This window comes from Geminocystis sp. NIES-3708 (assembly GCF_001548095.1).
In the GTDB taxonomy this organism is placed as follows: domain Bacteria; phylum Cyanobacteriota; class Cyanobacteriia; order Cyanobacteriales; family Cyanobacteriaceae; genus Geminocystis.
The window spans coordinates 2,112,210-2,129,863 of the sequence record NZ_AP014815.1 but is presented as its reverse complement, the minus strand read 5'-3'; the positions used below and the strand labels follow the sequence as shown (position 1 = coordinate 2,129,863).

The window sequence follows — 17,654 nt, the reverse complement described above, 5'->3', positions numbered from 1 at the left end:
ATTAGAGCTTATCTACTAAAAATTTAGTTAAATCAAAATTAGCAGAAGTGGAACTAGATAATTGATTGTTTGCTTGACTTAAAATCAATAAAATTCTCTCACTATAATCTACTGCCCCTTTGAGTTGCTCTTGTAACTTTAGTAATCCGCCATTAGCATATTCTTCAAAAATAGTTACTCTTTCTTCTTCGGCGGTTATATCATAAGCTGAAATAATTTGAGGATTCAGATTTTCTGTGATAGCTAAAAGTTTAAATAAAAAATCATATCCACGACTGCTAAAAACATCTAAACTAATGGGAGAAGGTTCTTTGGCGATCGTCTCTAATGGTAATCTAAGTTTATTTTTCTTCCCTATCGCCGCCGCAAAAGCCATAACATCGGCATAAGTAGCAAATACTCCCTGATTATTTTCATTATTTAAGACCAAACTTTGTACTAAATTCGCTTTATCTTGAGAGATTTTAATTCTGATTGCCATGATAATTAAGAATAAATAATTGGTAATTAATTTATGAAAATTGTAACTTTAATTTTGGCGGGAGGAAAAAGCTCAAGAATGCAAAAAGATAAGGCTTTATTAGACATAAATGGAAAACCTTTATTAACTAATATTTATCATATAGCTGAACAATGTACAGATCAAGTTTATATAATTACTCCATGGCAAGACAAATATAGACCTATTTTGCCAGTTGATTGTAATTTTATTACCGAATCATCTTATTTTCAAGGAGGATTAATCGCTTTTTTTGAGGCATTAAATTATATTAACTCTGATTGGATTTTATTGTTAGCTTGTGACTTACCTTTTCTGACAGTAGATGATCTTAAAAATTGGATTAATACCCTTGGGAATATTTCTGAAAATACTATCGCTTTTTTACCGAAAAATGATAAAGGTTGGGAATGTTTATGTGGTTTTTATCGCCGTAATTGTCAAGATTCTCTACAAAAATCAATTCAAACAGGAAATCGATCTTTTCAGCAATGGTTAAATCAAGAAAATGTGAAGGAATTAGTAGTTAAAAATAAGCAAATTTTGTTTAATTGCAATACTCCTAAAGATTATGAAAAAGTAGTTAATTCTTGACGGGCAAAATTTCTTTTTTTCTTGACTTTAAATTATTAATTCCCTATGATGGTATTTAATAAATAATTGTGTTCTTCCTTTAAATTTTAAAATTGCACAGATTTCCACTATTGTAAAATAACATTTTTTTTCAAAAACTATAACCAAACTTAACAGCTTTTTTTGATTTTTTTTATATTTCAGTATTTTTAACTGTGATTTGATTGAATACGACTCCTAAAGGTCTTCTATCGCTTAAAATTAAAAAGAAATATATTTTAAATCAGTCAATATGCTAACAAAAATCGAACTCCCAAAGATTCCTCCTTCTGCTTGGCAATGTGAAATAGGCAAAATCTGGGAAAATCCTTATACTGTACGTTATCTAAGTAATTTGGATGATGGTGCTAATCATGGTATGCCCTTAGGAGGATTTGGTAGCGGTTGTATTGGTAGAGGGGTTAATGGTGATTTTAATCTCTGGCATATTGACGGTGGCAATCATATTTTTAAAGCATTGTCTGCTTGTCAATTCAGTGTGTTTGAACAGGTAGAAGGAGAAAGTCCTCAAGTTTATGCCATGAGTACAACACCTCCTGATGATGGTAGTTTATCAAGTTGGACATGGTATCCTCAAGGAAAAGGTACTTATTCGGCACTTTATCCTCGTAGCTGGTTTGATTATCAAGGAGTTTTTCAATCTCGTTTTGTCTGTGAACAATTTTCTCCTATTTGGGCAGGTAGTTATCAAGAAGCTAGTTATCCTGTGGCGATGTTTGACTGGAGTATTCATAACCCTACAGATAAAGATATTACTATTAGTATTATGTTTTCGTGGCAAAATAGTGTTGGTTGGTTTACTAATGCTATAAAAAGCCCTACCGTTCAAGTTAGAGATGATGGTAGCCCTGAATATGAATATCAGCCTCGTTGGGGAGATAGTACGGGTAATCTTAATCAGTGGATTGAGGATAGTTTTCGGGTAGGTTGTTTATTTGATCGTATTCGTATGGATGATGAACCTCAAGAAGGGGAAGGACAATTTGCGATCGCCAGTATCACCAATCCCAGTTTAGAGGTTTTTTATCATAGTCGCTGGAATCCTAAAGGTGATGGTAGTGATATTTGGGATTATTTTGCTATGAATGGAACATTACCTGATTACCAAGACGAGACACCTGCTGAGCCGGGAGAACAAATTGCTGGGGCAATGGCAATCAGATTTACCATTAAACCGGGGAAAACTAAGAAAATTCCTTTTATTTTGGCTTGGGATTTCCCAGTAACCGAATTTGCTCAGGGAATAAATTATTATCGTCGTTATACAGACTTTTTCGGTAGAAATGGAAAAAATGCTTGGGCAATAGTACGCACTGCCTTAAAACATAGTGATATGTGGCATAATCGCATTACCGAATGGCAAAAACCGATTTTAATGCGATCAAATTTACCAGATTGGTTAAAGATGGCGTTATTTAATGAATTATATTTACTAGCCGATGGTGGTAGTTTATGGACAGCTGCGACAGAGAATGATCCTGTAGGACAGTTTGGAGTACTAGAATGTATTGATTATCGTTGGTATGAAAGTTTAGATGTAAGGCTTTATGGTTCATTCTCCATGATCATGTTATGGCCTCGTCTGGATAAGTCTATTTTAGAAGCATTTAGCAAGGCAATTTCTAAGGGTGATGATACTCCTCGTGTTATCGGTTATAACCGTGCTAGTGCCATTAGAAAGGCTAAAGGAGCAACTCCCCATGACTTAGGTGCTCCCAATGAACACCCTTGGGAAAAAACTAATTATACTAGCTATCAAGATTGTAATTTGTGGAAAGATCTTGGTTGCGATTTTGTTTTACAAGTTTATCGAGATTATTTATTTACAGGCAGTCATGATCAAGATTTTCTTTGGGAGTGTTGGAATAGTATTGTCGAAACTCTCCACTATGTCAAAGGTTTTGATTTAGATGGTGATGGTATTCCTGAAAATTCAGGTGCACCAGATCAAACTTTTGATGATTGGCGATTACAGGGTATTAGTGCTTATTGTGGTGGTTTATGGATTGTTTCTTTAGAAGCGGCGATCGCCATTGGTAAAATTTTGATAGCCAATCCACCGATGAATCCTAACTTACAACCTGAAGATTTCCCTCAAGGAATTGAAAGTGCCATAGAAGTATTTGCAGATTGGTTACAAAAATCAAGGGCAATTTATCATCAAACTCTTTGGAATGGTGAATATTATAATTTAGATACAGGCAGTGGTTCAGATGTAGTTATGGCTGATCAACTTTCAGGACAATTTTATGCTCAAATTTTAGGATTACCTGATGTGGTAGAGTCTGAGTATGTAAAGTCAACTTTAAATAAAGTTTATGATGCTTGTTACTTGAAATTTCATGATGGAAAATTTGGCATCGCTAATGGCTTAAAACCTGATGGAAAACCAATGAAAGAAAATGATACTCATCCTCTTGAAGTGTGGACTGGTATTAATTATGGTATCGTAGCTTTTATGATTCTCAACGGCATGAAAGAAGAAGGGTTAAAAGTAGCGGAAACCGTAGTTAAACAAGTTTATGACAACGGTTTACAATTTCGCACCCCAGAGGCAATAACTGCCGTAGGCACATTTCGAGCAAGTCATTATTTACGAGCCATGGCGATATGGGCGATTTATCATGTGTTGAGCTAAGTTTTATCTCCTATTTTTTTCTTTGACTAACGCCGCCGTTTCTAATAAAGAATCAGCAAAAGCAATGGCATCTTCAGCAGAATGACCCCCTGTAAGCTCTGCCAATTCATCTCGACGATGTTTTTGATGTTCTAAGTGTGTTATTTTGACAACAGTTCTTAATTCTTGGTTTTTTTCAGATTTGGTGAGATGTTTTTCTACCCGAAAATGATGATCTGCCATTGCCGCTACAAGGGGTTGATGAGTGACACACAAAACTTGATGTTGTTTACTGAGAGTGTGTAACTTTTCAGCGATTGCTTGAGCTACTTTTCCTGAGACTCCTGCATCAATTTCATCAAAAATTAAAGTTTTATTCTCCATTTTTGATTGAGTAAAACAAGATTTTAATGCTAAAAGAAAACGACTCATTTCACCTCCTGATGCAGTCATAGCTAAAGGTTGTAAGTCTTCTCCCGGATTTGGACTAAAATAATATTCTACCTGATCTGATCCCATGATATTTGGGTTAACAGGAGTTACTCGACACTGAAATTGTACTTTTGCCATGCCGAGAGGTTTTAATTCTTGAGTTAATTGTGCTTCTAATTTCTGAGCGGCAATATGTCGAAGTTGGCTTAATTTAGCACATAGTTTGATTAATTTTCCTTGATTTTCTTGATATTCTTGCTCTAATTCTTCGATGGATTTGCCATTATCTGTTAATTCTGTTAATTCTTGTTTGAGGCTTTCATAATAATTAATCACGTCTTCTAATTTTGGTCCATATTTGCGACAAATCCGCTTTAAAAGTCTAACACGTTCTTCTACCTCTTCTAATCTATCAGGATCTGCTTCTAGCCCCGCCCCATAACTATATATTTGTTGCCCTGCTTCTACTACTTGATTTAAGGCTTCTTGGACAATTTCTAACACTGAAGTTAATTCTTTGTCATAATTTGCCATATCTGTAATAATTAACTCTGCTTTACCTAAAATATCTGTTACTGCTTGATTTTCCTCTGATTCACTTTGATATAGTAATTGATAAGCTTGATAGCTTAATTGTTGAAGCTCAACTACATGAGTAAGGCGATCGCTTTCAATTTCCAATTGTTCTAATTCTGTAGGTGATTGTAAATGAATAGTGTTTAATTCTTGAATTTGATGTTGAATTAAGTCTAATCTTTGTAACCTTTGTTGTTCTGATTGACGACGATATTCGAGGGCTTCTTCTGCCTGTTGTGTGATAGTAAAGGCTTGAGTCACTAACTCTCTTTGTTGAATTAACTCTTTACCTCCATAAGCATCTAATAAATCCCGTTGAGTACTTACAGAAAGTAATTGTCCTGTTTCATTTTGGGCTGTAACTTCTAAAAGACGATCACGTAATTGAGTTATAATTTGTTTATTAACCACAACACCGTTAACCCGACACCGAGAACGAAAATTGTCTTTACTGATGGTTAAATCACGACTACAAATAACTGTACCATCCTGAAAAGACTCCATTTCTTGAGATTCTAACCAAGTTTCTAACTCAGGATTAGTCTGAAAACAGGCTTCCACAATGGCTTTTCTTGCACCACTACGAATCATTCGCTGACTAGCTTTTCCTCCCAATACCACATCAATGGCATCGAGAATAATGGATTTTCCCGCACCAGTTTCTCCCGTCAAAACATTTAAACCGTTTCCACACTCTAACTCTAAATGATCTACTAAAGCAAAATTATCAATCCGAAGGGCAATTAACATGAACTAATGAACTAAGCATTGTTAAATATAGTTTATGTTATATTATTTACGTTTATTTGGGATAGATACTAATTCAGTATCTCAATCTTGTTAAAAACCAGAAGATTCTAACGTATTAACAAAAGCATCAATAAATCTCTTACCAAAAATACTTGATAGCAACCCAGATAATATAGTGATAAATAAAGCAAATCCTCCATTGATTAAATTTAATTCAACAACAGAAAACGAATAAACAATAACAATAGCAAAAGTAGCAATGGTAAAACCTCCGAAAAAAAGAAAGATTATTTTCTTGAAAGAAACTGGTTGAAGATTTTTTTTGTTAAAATTCATAGGTGTTTTTTCTTTAGTAAATTTATCTATAAATAATGATAATTTATTTATAAAAATCAATTTTGTTTTTGATTATAGTTGATTTTTTAACTGTTTTTCAATTATCGTAAGGATTCAGGGAATATTCAGCCGATTTAAGTATCAACTAATTTACATGATTTCTCAAAAATTACTATTTATCATCATCGCTTTTGTTATCAGTATTCCCGTAAAAGTTTATAGTGCGTCTTGGGAAGAAATTAACAAAAAGGGAGAGTTAGTTATTGGTGTCAAAGATAATTTGCGCCCTTTAGGTTATCGAGATTCTCAAGGTAATTTACGAGGTTTTGAAATTGATGTTGCTCGTCGTTTAGCTTTAGAATTGTTAGGCAGTGAAAATGCACTCAAGTTAATTCCTCTGTCTAATCAAGAAAGAATCCAAAAAGTAACAGATTTAGAAGTAGATTTAGCCATCGCTTTTATAACGGTTAATGCTTCTCGTCAGCGCATCGTAGATTTTAGTGATTTTTACTACCTTGATGGTACAGGAATTATCGTCAAAAAAGTGCAAATAAACCCTAATATCAGGAATTTTAGCGGTAAAATCGGCATTCTTAACAATTCCAGAGCTATTGCACAAATTAAGTATAATTTACCTCAAGCAAAATTAAAGGAAGTTTCATCCTATCAACAAGCCCTAGAATTTTTAGAATCAGGGGAAATTCAAAGTTTTGCAGGAGATATAACTATATTAACGGGATGGATACAGGAAAACCCCGATTATCAACTATTACCTACTATTTTCGGTGGTTATCCTTTGGCGATCGCATTACCGAAAGGAAGACAATATCAAGAATTGAGAGATAAAATTAATCAAGTTGTCAGAAAATTAAAACAAGAAGGTTGGTTAGAAGAAAGGGCAAAATATTGGGATTTACCAACGAATTAACCTGATTTATATATAGTTACTAGAATAAAAATATGATTTATACAACTCTACAAAAAAGTTTAAATATAGCTTTTTGGAAAGTAAAAGTTTTACGCTCATGTCTTGATATTTTTAAAGAAAGTTTAAATAGTTTATTGATGCAAACTTAAGAATAAATGGATAAATCTGAGGAGTTTCATAAAAATAATTTAAGAGATTTTTTAAATAAAGTTTATTACGAATCTTATCGCTATCTTAACATCAAAGATAATAATGATTTAGTTATTTATCACAGCAAAAATACTGATGGTAAAGTAGTCGCTAAAAATTATATATCTTCCAAAACATTTGATGAGAGTATTAAATACTTAACTACAATTAATAAAAAATTAGTTAAAGAGTTTGATTTTTTCTTAAATGGCTTAAATGCTGAAGAAATTAATATCGGTTTAAAGATACGTCAAAACTGTCAATTTTAAAATGATATTAGTCAAAATCAAAGAGGTGCAATGTTACAAAAATTTATTAGTGATAAAGGAAATTCTATAGTTATTGGTGGTGCAGAAGTTCAAAAGTATTGTATTTAAGGTTTTCAAGGTACAATTAATCGTAGTAGTATTAATGATCAAAAGCCTTCATTAAAACTAATTCTATCCTTATTCAAAATATAATAGCTCATATTATTAATCCAGTGGAGTATATTCAAATTACCGCAACAATTCCCGATAATAAAAATTATGTTTTAGTAGATACTATTAATTAAATAGAACTTAATAAAAATATTATTCCTGAATTTATTTGGGCTTTACTACACAGTCAATTAATTAATTTGCATGTTTACCATTTTGTGTTTGCTAAGGCTATTCATACAATGTAATATGATATTTTTACTACTTCAAAAATTCCCATTCCAAAAAATATTAATTGAAAATTACAAAAACTTTTTAAAAAATTAGTTACAGAAATTTTAAACTTGAAAAAAGAAAACTCTAATAATGATACCACAAAATTAGAAAAAGAAATTGATTTATTAGTCTATCAATTATATGGATTAACGGAGGAAGAAATCAAAATAATTGAGAAATCAAGTTAAGTATAAATAAACAATAAAAATTAAAATATAGTCTTAATTTTAATGATCTAAAATACATCAATCTCTCATTTAAAATTAATTATCTGTAGGCAAGGGCTTTAAACCCCTTGTTACTCTTTGTTATTATGATTTAAACCTATGCAATTTCTTTAGGCTAATAATTGAGTGTTTAAACTCTTTGTTACCCTTTGTTATCATAGATTTGAGAAAAGTAAAATGGAGTATGAATTTTGGATACTTACTCATAAACACCTAAGAAGTAATTATTTTATATATTTATTCTTTGTCATTTGTCTTTTACTTCTTACTCTTTGCTATAACTTTTAATCATAAAATCTCAAAATATCATGGTAGAAAAAATCAAAAAAACCGAAGCAGAATGGAAAGAAATTCTTACCCCTGAGCAATTCCAAGTAACCAGAAAACACGGCACTGAAAGAGCTTTTACTGGGGAATACAACAACAATAAAGCGGACGGAATTTATAGATGTGTTTGCTGTGGTAATGAATTATTTACCGCCGACACTAAGTTCGACTCTGGCACAGGATGGCCTAGTTTTTGGCAACCCGTGAGAGAAGATAGTGTTATCTATAAAACTGATGTTAGCTTCTTCATGAAACGTACAGAAGTGCTGTGTGGTGCTTGTGACGCTCATTTAGGTCATGTTTTTGATGATGGACCAAAACCGACGGGAAAACGTTATTGTATGAACTCTGTAGCGTTAGATTTTGAACCGCAAAAATAATCGTTACCCCCCTAAATACATTAACTGGGGGAATTTTTAATCGAAACTCTATTGATATATAGCAGTCCTCAATAATTTGTCTCAAAATCAGTCTCGAAAATTTAGAGGCAAGGGGTTTAAACCCCTTGTTAAACTTAGATTTTTACATTTTGTACTATTTTTAAATATCCCACAACTGATTTAGAGGTAAAGGGTTTAAACTCTTTGTTATATAATCGTTATATAATTTATTATTACTTTTAAATATTTGACAACTGATTTAGGATTGCTATAGTTTTTTAGATCAATAATTCAATTAATCTCCATGACTTTACTAGGCAACATTATTTGGTTAATTTTCGGCGGTTTTGTAAGTGGTGTCGGCTATATTTTTGGTGGTTTATCCCTTTGTGTCACCATTATCGGTATTCCCTTCGGTTGGCAAAACATTAAAATTGGCATTGCAATTATGACACCTTTTGGGAAAGAAAATTATATCACGCCAAACTATTCCAGTACCCTGAATACTATTTTAAACGTAATTTGGGCAGTGTATTGTGGATGGGTAATTGCATTATCTCATCTAATCTTTGGTGGAATTTTATTTATTACCATTATTGGTATTCCTTTCGCTCAACAACATTTCAAATTAGTACCTTTAGCCTTATTTCCCTTTGGTAGAGAATTTCGTTAAGTAGGTAAGCTAAATTAATTATAAATTTTATTTTTCTCAAGTCCATGATAACAAAGCTAGAACAACAAGGGAATTAAGCCTCTCGCCTTACCTATAGACAATTAATTTCTGATTCCTAATTCTCAATTTCTAAATTACCAATTGCTTAAATCATCGTTTCTCACAGATAATAAAAATAATTAGAGGATTTTCTATATAAAATTAATATGAGTAAAGGAACGTTATTTGATAAAGTCTGGAATTTACACACTGTCGGTATTTTACCTTCCGGACAAACTCAATTATTTATCGGTTTACACTTGATTCATGAAGTAACCAGCCCTCAAGCCTTCGCCATGATTCGAGAAAGAAATATTAAAGTACTTTTCCCCGATCGCACCGTAGCAACAGTAGATCATATTGTACCGACAGAAAATCAAGCTCGTCCGTTTGTAGATACTTTAGCGGAGGAGATGATTCAAGCCTTAGAAAATAACACTAAAGAAAACAGCATCAGATTTTATAACACCAATTCTGGTAATCAAGGTATTGTCCATGTAATTGCCCCAGAACAAGGCTTAACTCAACCCGGTATGACAATCGCTTGTGGTGACTCTCACACTTCCACCCATGGGGCTTTTGGGGCGATCGCTTTTGGTATTGGTACATCTCAAGTAAGGGATGTGTTAGCTTCTCAAACCTTATCTTTAACCAAATTAAAAGTGAGAAAAATTGAGGTAAACGGAGAATTACCCCAAGGAGTTTATGCTAAAGACATAATTTTGCATATTATCCGTAAATTAGGGGTAAATGGTGGTGTTGGTTATGCCTATGAGTATGCAGGTACAACTTTTGAAAAAATGAATATGGAAGAAAGAATGACCGTATGTAATATGTCCATCGAAGGTGGAGCTCGTTGCGGTTATATTAATCCAGATCAAGTAACTTATGAGTATCTCAAAAATAGAGATTTTGCCCCAAAAGCAGAAAAATGGGATGAAGCAGTGACATGGTGGGAAAGTATCCGCAGTGATGCTGATGCTGAATATGACGACATTGTAACGTTTAATGCTAGTGATATTGAACCTACCGTTACATGGGGTATTACTCCCAGTCAAGGCATTGGCATCAATGAATCTTTACCTACTTTAGACGGCTTACCTGAAAATGATAAAGAAATTGCCATAGAAGCCTTTAAATATATGCAGTTACAAGAAGGACAACCCCTCAAAGGTACTCCCATAGATGTCTGTTTCATCGGTAGTTGTACTAACGGCAGAATAAGTGATTTAAGAGAAGCAGCAAAATTCGCTCAAGGGCATAAAGTAGCGAATAATGTCAAAGCCTTTGTCGTACCCGGATCTGAAAGAGTAAAACAACAAGCGGAAGCAGAAGGACTACATCATATTTTTTTAGATGCAGGTTTTGAATGGCGCGAACCCGGTTGCTCCATGTGTTTAGCAATGAATCCTGACAAGTTACAAGGAGATCAAATTAGTGCATCATCTTCTAATCGTAACTTTAAAGGTCGTCAAGGTTCAGCTCAAGGGCGCACTTTATTAATGAGCCCTGCTATGGTAGTAGCTGCGGCTATCAATGGTAAAGTTTCTGATATAAGAGAACTATAAATAATTAACAATTAACAATTAACAATTAACAATTAATAATTAAGACTCAAATCTTCTATTTTTAATAATTTTAAAATATATAAATTAATACTGTCAAATATGAAAATTAAACCTTTTTTTCTTGCCCTTATTTTTACTTTTATCTCCACTAATTTCCTTAATAAAACTTACGCTCAAACAGCTTTATTAAATGAAAATCCTGATCTTATTTCCCCTGAAAGTAAAGTTGACTTCAATAATCTCGCTCAATATTTAGAAAGTCAAAATTGGCGTAAAGCTAATGATGAAACCAGAAATTTAATCTTACAAGCTACTGGTAGAAAATCTATTGGTTGGATTCCGCCTTCTGATTTAAAAAACATACCTTGCTGGGATTTAAAAACTATAGATAAGTTATGGTTAGAAAATTCTAATAATAGATTCGGTTTTAGTGCTCAACTACCTCTATATATTGAAACAGGAAATCGCCCCGGAAGACTTATTGGCGATGACGCTTATAATCGTTTTGGAGATCGTGTTGGTTGGCGTAAAGATAACGACTGGATTATTTTTATTGAAAATCTTAACTATACAGCTACAGCACCCATTGGACATTTTCCTAATCCTCGCCCTGAATACTCTATTACAGGAGGTAGGCTACTATATTCTGTTTTAGCAGAAAGAATGGTTCAATGTAATATGAATAAATAGTATAAATGCTTAAAAATATAAATAATGATAAACTTATCATGAGCTTAAGTAACGAGTGAACTAATCCACAAAGGTGTAAAAGTTAGATTATATCGTAGGATTCTTTCCTCGCAAAAGTCTAACAAACTGGGCGAAGTTAAAATTATGAACCTTGACAACTCATGATGATGGTAAGAGTGCATTCCCTCGGATGATGGAGCGATAGCGTAACCGAATGCTCATCAAAGCGAGGTGAAGGTTGGTTTCAATCCCTGATAGGTATTAATAATAATTTAAACTAATAAATAAATCTTCTCCAAGATTCTCTTTTAACGGTTTCAATCCCTGATAGGTATTAATAATAATTTAAACAGACCAGAAAGAGAATGAACAGGTGCGATCACACCAGTTTCAATCCCTGATAGGTATTAATAATAATTTGAACATTCAGTATTTTATCGAAATAAATCGATTTAGCAGTTTCAATCCCTGATAGGTATTAATAATAATTTAAACAGGGAACAGAACCAGAACGCCACGAAGAAGCAGGAACGTTTCAATCCCTGATAGGTATTAATAATAATTTAAACATAAGATAAATCTCCTGTTTTCCGATTATCGTTTGTTTCAATCCCTGATAGGTATTAATAATAATTTAAACCTAAACTAGGATCTTGACTTAAAGCACTTTGAGCCGTTTCAATCCCTGATAGGTATTAATAATAATTTAAACCTTTTAAAAAGGGATCGGAAAATTAAAAAGATAAGTTTCAATCCCTGATAGGTATTAATAATAATTTAAACAAAAATATTTCAGTATCAAAGTCATATCCTTCTTTGTTTCAATCCCTGATAGGTATTAATAATAATTTAAACAAATAAAAATAAAGATGGACAATGATTTTATCACGTTTCAATTCCTGATAGGTATTAATAATAATTTAAACGCTCATAATAGGGTTAGTAGGGTTATGTCTTCTCGGTTTCAATCCCTGATAGGTATTAATAATAATTTAAACAAGACTGAGTGGGGGTTGGCGGTATTGCCAGTTGTTTGTTTCAATCCCTGATAGGTATTAATAATAATTTAAACTCAATGGAATGTATGCAGTGGCTGTTAAGCATTACGTTTCAATCCCTGATAGGTATTAATAATAATTTAAACTGACGATTTGTAATTGTCCGTCTTCAAAATCTTGAGTGTTTCAATCCCTGATAGGTATTAATAATAATTTAAACCTTGAGTCCTGTAACTCGGGAGCGTTTACACTAAGTTTCAATCCCTGATAGGTATTAATAATAATTTAAACGGTAAATCACCTGAGATGATTTGTTGCCTTTTGGCATTAAGTTTCAATCCCTGATAGGTATTAATAATAATTTAAACAGGTTTGTTGCTGATTTTGTCTCTGAGTTTGATTTGTTTCAATCCCTGATAGGTATTAATAATAATTTAAACTCAAAAGACATATCATTGTTCACTAATCGATTAGCTGTTTCAATCCCTGATAGGTATTAATAATAATTTAAACAAGGTATGTTATTACCGACCTTTTTCTTTACTGTTTCAATCCCTGATAGGTATTAATAATAATTTAAACTCCCGCCATAGCTATTGCTCCTTATAGACTTCGACGTTTCAATCCCTGATAGGTATTAATAATAATTTAAACAAATGTATTAAAAACTTTAAACTACCACTGGCATTAAAAGTTTCAATCCCTGATAGGTATTAATAATAATTTAAACAGTTCTCTCTAATTCGTCTACGGCAGTTCTATATGTTTCAATCCCTGATAGGTATTAATAATAATTTAAACAGTCCCAAATCTAAGGCTGAGTTCGAGTCCTTAATGGTTTCAATCCCTGATAGGTATTAATAATAATTTAAACTCTATCGACTCCAGTTCTGTTAAAGTTGTGTATTTAGTTTCAATCCCTGATAGGTATTAATAATAATTTAAACAAGCATTCAGAAGAATCCGCTAAAAATCTCGAACAAAGTTTCAATCCCTGATAGGTATTAATAATAATTTAAACGAGTATATAGACGATAATTTATATTATTTTGGGATTGTTTCAATCCCTGATAGGTATTAATAATAATTTAAACGCTCTCTATGTTTCGTATCCTACGGGCGTAGCTTAGTTTCAATCCCTGATAGGTATTAATAATAATTTAAACGATTTTGATAAAATTATTGATTTAAGTGAGAAATTAAAGTTTCAATCCCTGATAGGTATTAATAATAATTTAAACTTGAGAATTAATATCATAGGAAATAACGAGCAATAATTAGTTTCAATCCCTGATAGGTATTAATAATAATTTAAACGGTACTGGACAACCTAATTATGGTACAGATGCTGATGTTTCAATCCCTGATAGGTATTAATAATAATTTAAACTATACTGCTAATGCTAGTCTGAAGAATAGAACAACTGTTTCAATCCCTGATAGGTATTAATAATAATTTAAACGGTACAGAGTCTATGACTACTAATCTTATACCTGTTTCAATCCCTGATAGGTATTAATAATAATTTAAACTAAGCTAGTAAGTACTCTAAATTCTTACTTAGATGTTTCAATCCCTGATAGGTATTAATAATAATTTAAACGATTTGATGTTGCTGAGTATGCGAGAAAATGGCAACCCAAGTTTCAATCCCTGATAGGTATTAATAATAATTTAAACTCCCGTACCACCGTTCCCCACCGCATTACTAGCATTTAGTTTCAATCCCTGATAGGTATTAATAATAATTTAAACAGGCAAACACGCTCGTATGTCTCAACAAAAAGTTGCTGTTTCAATCCCTGATAGGTATTAATAATAATTTAAACTACTAGAAAACAATCAATTAAGGTTAGTAAGGAATAAGTTTCAATCCCTGATAGGTATTAATAATAATTTAAACTCGTGGTTTTCCACAGATAAATATTGAATTTGTTGTTTCAATCCCTGATAGGTATTAATAATAATTTAAACCTTTCCCTAAATCCTCCTTAATTTTTTTCTCTTCGTTTCAATCCCTGATAGGTATTAATAATAATTTAAACATTCCCAGCCACGCTATCAGCTCCAGTATTAGATTGTTTCAATCCCTGATAGGTATTAATAATAATTTAAACCAGTGGCAAGATTAATGATTATTTAATTTTGTAATTGTTTCAATCCCTGATAGGTATTAATAATAATTTAAACTCTCTAAATAAAATAAGGTATAATGGAAATCTCTTTAGTTTCAATCCCTGATAGGTATTAATAATAATTTAAACTCCGTACCGACTCTGACTGGCACAAAAGAAAAATAAGTTTCAATCCCTGATAGGTATTAATAATAATTTAAACCTTATAAAGAAGCTATTGCTCTTGCAGAACAAACTGTTTCAATCCCTGATAGGTATTAATAATAATTTAAACGCATTAGCTACAGATACTTTCTCGCAGTTGTAAGCTGTTTCAATCCCTGATAGGTATTAATAATAATTTAAACAAAGAAAAAAAAGATTTTACACCATGCCTGAAATTCGTTTCAATCCCTGATAGGTATTAATAATAATTTAAACTAAAAGGCACATTAGCTTTATTTTCTGAATTAGGAAAAGTTTCAATCCCTGATAGGTATTAATAATAATTTAAACTTTCTTTATCTGTGGAGGACAAGGTAGTGTTATTGAAGTTTCAATCCCTGATAGGTATTAATAATAATTTAAACATCTTTGATTAATATACTTTTAATACTATTTAAAGTTTCAATCCCTGATAGGTATTAATAATAATTTAAACCTGTTATTTTTTCGTACCTCAAACGTCGTATTAGCGTTTCAATCCCTGATAGGTATTAATAATAATTTAAACTTTACAAATAGCAGAAAGTACTTTATGGAGATGGAGACGTTTCAATCCCTGATAGGTATTAATAATAATTTAAACACGTATGATAAATTATATCGAAAAAGGAATTGAATGTTTCAATCCCTGATAGGTATTAATAATAATTTAAACAAAAATGAAAGAAGCACCTTACATGGATGGGTCTAATGTTTCAATCCCTGATAGGTATTAATAATAATTTAAACCTTTTAGTGGCGGAATTTCACCGCCGTAATTGTTAATTGTTTCAATCCCTGATAGGTATTAATAATAATTTAAACTCGCTTAGATTCTATTAGCGACGATGATCTTAATGTTTCAATCCCTGATAGGTATTAATAATAATTTAAACTTATCCAATATACCATAACAAGCTGGAAACGTTGATATGTTTCAATCCCTGATAGGTATTAATAATAATTTAAACATTAATCGCATGAGGCTACAGGGCGGTAGGATAGTTGTTTCAATCCCTGATAGGTATTAATAATAATTTAAACTCCAAAAAGAAGGTAATTACAAAAACCCCAAAATAAGTTTCAATCCCTGATAGGTATTAATAATAATTTAAACTTTTTATCCTCAGTACGGAAAATTTGACCATCTTGGTTTCAATCCCTGATAGGTATTAATAATAATTTAAACTATTATCTTTATTCTTTACGATACCTCCTATGTTGTTTCAATCCCTGATAGGTATTAATAATAATTTAAACGTACTATCCCCATTAAATATATTATGTATCTTAGTTTCAATCCCTGATAGGTATTAATAATAATTTAAACAGCACCATTGAGATTAAAGCCAATTTGTTACCTCAAAAACGTTTCAATCCCTGATAGGTATTAATAATAATTTAAACTTCTATGTAAAGCGATCGCTAATAAAGAAGCTGTCGTTTCAATCCCTGATAGGTATTAATAATAATTTAAACTTGCTTAATAAGCGTTTCAGATAAAGTATTATCATTTAGTTTAAGTTTCAATCCCTGATAGGTATTAATAATAATTTAAACTACATTGACGATTTTTAGCTCCCCCATTAGAGAAATAGTTTCAATCCCTGATAGGTATTAATAATAATTTAAACCTAGCTCTTTATTATAAAAGGGTTTAAAGATTGAGTTTCAATCCCTGATAGGTATTAATAATAATTTAAACAACAGCAATCTTGATATACAATCTGATATATCATCTGATGTTTCAATCCCTGATAGGTATTAATAATAATTTAAACATTCGCTGAAGCCACATAACGACTGAGGCGTTTGCGTTTCAATCCCTGATAGGTATTAATAATAATTTAAACTCTATCTTAAAATCAGCACCATTGTTGTATTGGTGGTTTCAATCCCTGATAGGTATTAATAATAATTTAAACACAGGCTTTTGAAAGTGATCCCTCACGGGCTGTAAGTTTCAATCCCTGATAGGTATTAATAATAATTTAAACGCCTATATTGTCCGTAGTAATTTTAGTAATACCCGTTTCAATCCCTGATAGGTATTAATAATAATTTAAACTAAACAAATTGAGTTCAGTGCCACTAAAGCGATTTTTACGGTTTCAATCCCTGATAGGTATTAATAATAATTTAAACGGTCGATACTGGTAAATTAAGGGATTCGTTTCAGGTGTTTCAATCCCTGATAGGTATTAATAATAATTTAAACACCAGCCCTAAAGAAGAATGTTCGGCGGGATGATGTTTCAATCCCTGATAGGTATTAATAATAATTTAAACACATCACAGAAATATAGATTAATTCAAATCCAAGAAAGTTTCAATCCCTGATAGGTATTAATAATAATTTAAACATCTTTGGTTTATTTTCTCAAAAAATTTCAGAAGGTTTCAATCCCTGATAGGTATTAATAATAATTTAAACATTAATCAGAATAATAATCAAAATAATAGTCAAGTTTCAATCCCTGATAGGTATTAATAATAATTTAAACATCGCAGGAATTCCGCTGGATGAATTTGCCGAAAAAGTGTTTCAATCCCTGATAGGTATTAATAATAATTTAAACCTTCACTCATCCACTCGTAAGCATTCTCAAAAACGTTTCAATCCCTGATAGGTATTAATAATAATTTAAACGTCAAGGAAATCCTTTTATTGTTGAGCAAAAAATCGTTTCAATCCCTGATAGGTATTAATAATAATTTAAACTTCCATGAGCGCGATACTCCCGAATAGATTTCCTCTCCGTTTCAATCCCTGATAGG

11 protein-coding genes and 1 CRISPR repeat array (1 of these 12 only partly in view) are annotated in these 17,654 nt (G+C 31.8%); of the genes, 8 read left to right on the top strand and 3 right to left on the bottom strand.

The features are described from left to right. Position 1: 1 nt before the first annotated feature. Complete coding sequence (locus tag GM3708_RS09420; protein ID WP_066345967.1) at positions 2 to 481, bottom strand: DNA phosphorothioation-associated protein 4; 480 nt, start codon at positions 479 to 481, stop codon at positions 2 to 4. A 33-nt stretch (positions 482 to 514) separates the two neighbouring features. Between GM3708_RS09420 and GM3708_RS09415 the strand changes: the two genes are divergently transcribed. Both GM3708_RS09415 and GM3708_RS09410 read left to right on the top strand, forming a co-directional pair. Beyond that, entirely contained in the window at positions 515 to 1,093 is a 579-nt protein-coding gene (locus tag GM3708_RS09415) for a molybdenum cofactor guanylyltransferase (protein WP_066345965.1), read from the top strand. A gap of 271 nt (positions 1,094 to 1,364) precedes the next feature. Further along, complete coding sequence (locus GM3708_RS09410) at positions 1,365 to 3,770, top strand: GH116 family glycosyl hydrolase (protein WP_066345963.1); 2,406 nt, start codon at positions 1,365 to 1,367, stop codon at positions 3,768 to 3,770. A 3-nt stretch (positions 3,771 to 3,773) separates the two neighbouring features. On the opposite strand, the gene recN is transcribed toward GM3708_RS09410, so the two are convergent. Together recN and GM3708_RS09400 are read right to left on the bottom strand one after the other, a co-directional pair. After that, positions 3,774 to 5,507 (bottom strand): DNA repair protein RecN, encoded by a 1,734-nt coding sequence (gene recN / locus GM3708_RS09405; RefSeq protein ID WP_066345961.1) that lies wholly within the window; start codon positions 5,505 to 5,507, stop codon positions 3,774 to 3,776. Between the two features lie 90 nt (positions 5,508 to 5,597). After that, positions 5,598 to 5,843 (bottom strand): hypothetical protein, encoded by a 246-nt coding sequence (locus GM3708_RS09400; RefSeq protein WP_144439302.1) that lies wholly within the window; start codon positions 5,841 to 5,843, stop codon positions 5,598 to 5,600. Positions 5,844 to 5,997: 154 nt separating this feature from the next. On the opposite strand from GM3708_RS09400, the gene GM3708_RS09395 reads away from it, so the two are divergent. The 6 genes from GM3708_RS09395 (at position 5,998) to GM3708_RS09370 (ending at position 11,559) form a co-directional block, all read left to right on the top strand. After that, positions 5,998 to 6,771 carry a transporter substrate-binding domain-containing protein gene (locus GM3708_RS09395; protein WP_066345954.1) on the top strand — a complete coding sequence of 258 codons (774 nt, stop codon included), beginning with the start codon at positions 5,998 to 6,000 and terminating at the stop codon, positions 6,769 to 6,771. 155 nt (positions 6,772 to 6,926) lie between these two features. Continuing rightward, positions 6,927 to 7,229: a hypothetical protein gene (locus GM3708_RS09390; protein ID WP_066345953.1), complete on the top strand. Its 303-nt coding sequence runs from the start codon at positions 6,927 to 6,929 to the stop codon at positions 7,227 to 7,229. Positions 7,230 to 8,190: 961 nt separating this feature from the next. After that, a complete protein-coding gene (gene msrB / locus GM3708_RS09385; RefSeq protein WP_066345951.1) occupies positions 8,191 to 8,589 on the top strand; it encodes a peptide-methionine (R)-S-oxide reductase MsrB in 399 nt (132 codons plus the stop codon). 304 nt (positions 8,590 to 8,893) lie between these two features. Further along, positions 8,894 to 9,262, top strand: coding sequence for a YccF domain-containing protein (locus tag GM3708_RS09380; RefSeq protein WP_066345948.1), 369 nt, complete (start codon positions 8,894 to 8,896; stop codon positions 9,260 to 9,262). 206 nt (positions 9,263 to 9,468) lie between these two features. Further along, positions 9,469 to 10,869, top strand: coding sequence for a 3-isopropylmalate dehydratase large subunit (gene leuC, locus GM3708_RS09375; RefSeq protein WP_066345943.1), 1,401 nt, complete (start codon positions 9,469 to 9,471; stop codon positions 10,867 to 10,869). Positions 10,870 to 10,968: 99 nt separating this feature from the next. Further along, complete coding sequence (locus tag GM3708_RS09370) at positions 10,969 to 11,559, top strand: GUN4 domain-containing protein (RefSeq protein WP_066345941.1); 591 nt, start codon at positions 10,969 to 10,971, stop codon at positions 11,557 to 11,559. A 241-nt stretch (positions 11,560 to 11,800) separates the two neighbouring features. Next, a CRISPR array of direct repeats spans positions 11,801 to 17,654; the repeat unit is 37 nt; unit sequence GTTTCAATCCCTGATAGGTATTAATAATAATTTAAAC; it runs 237 nt beyond the window's last position.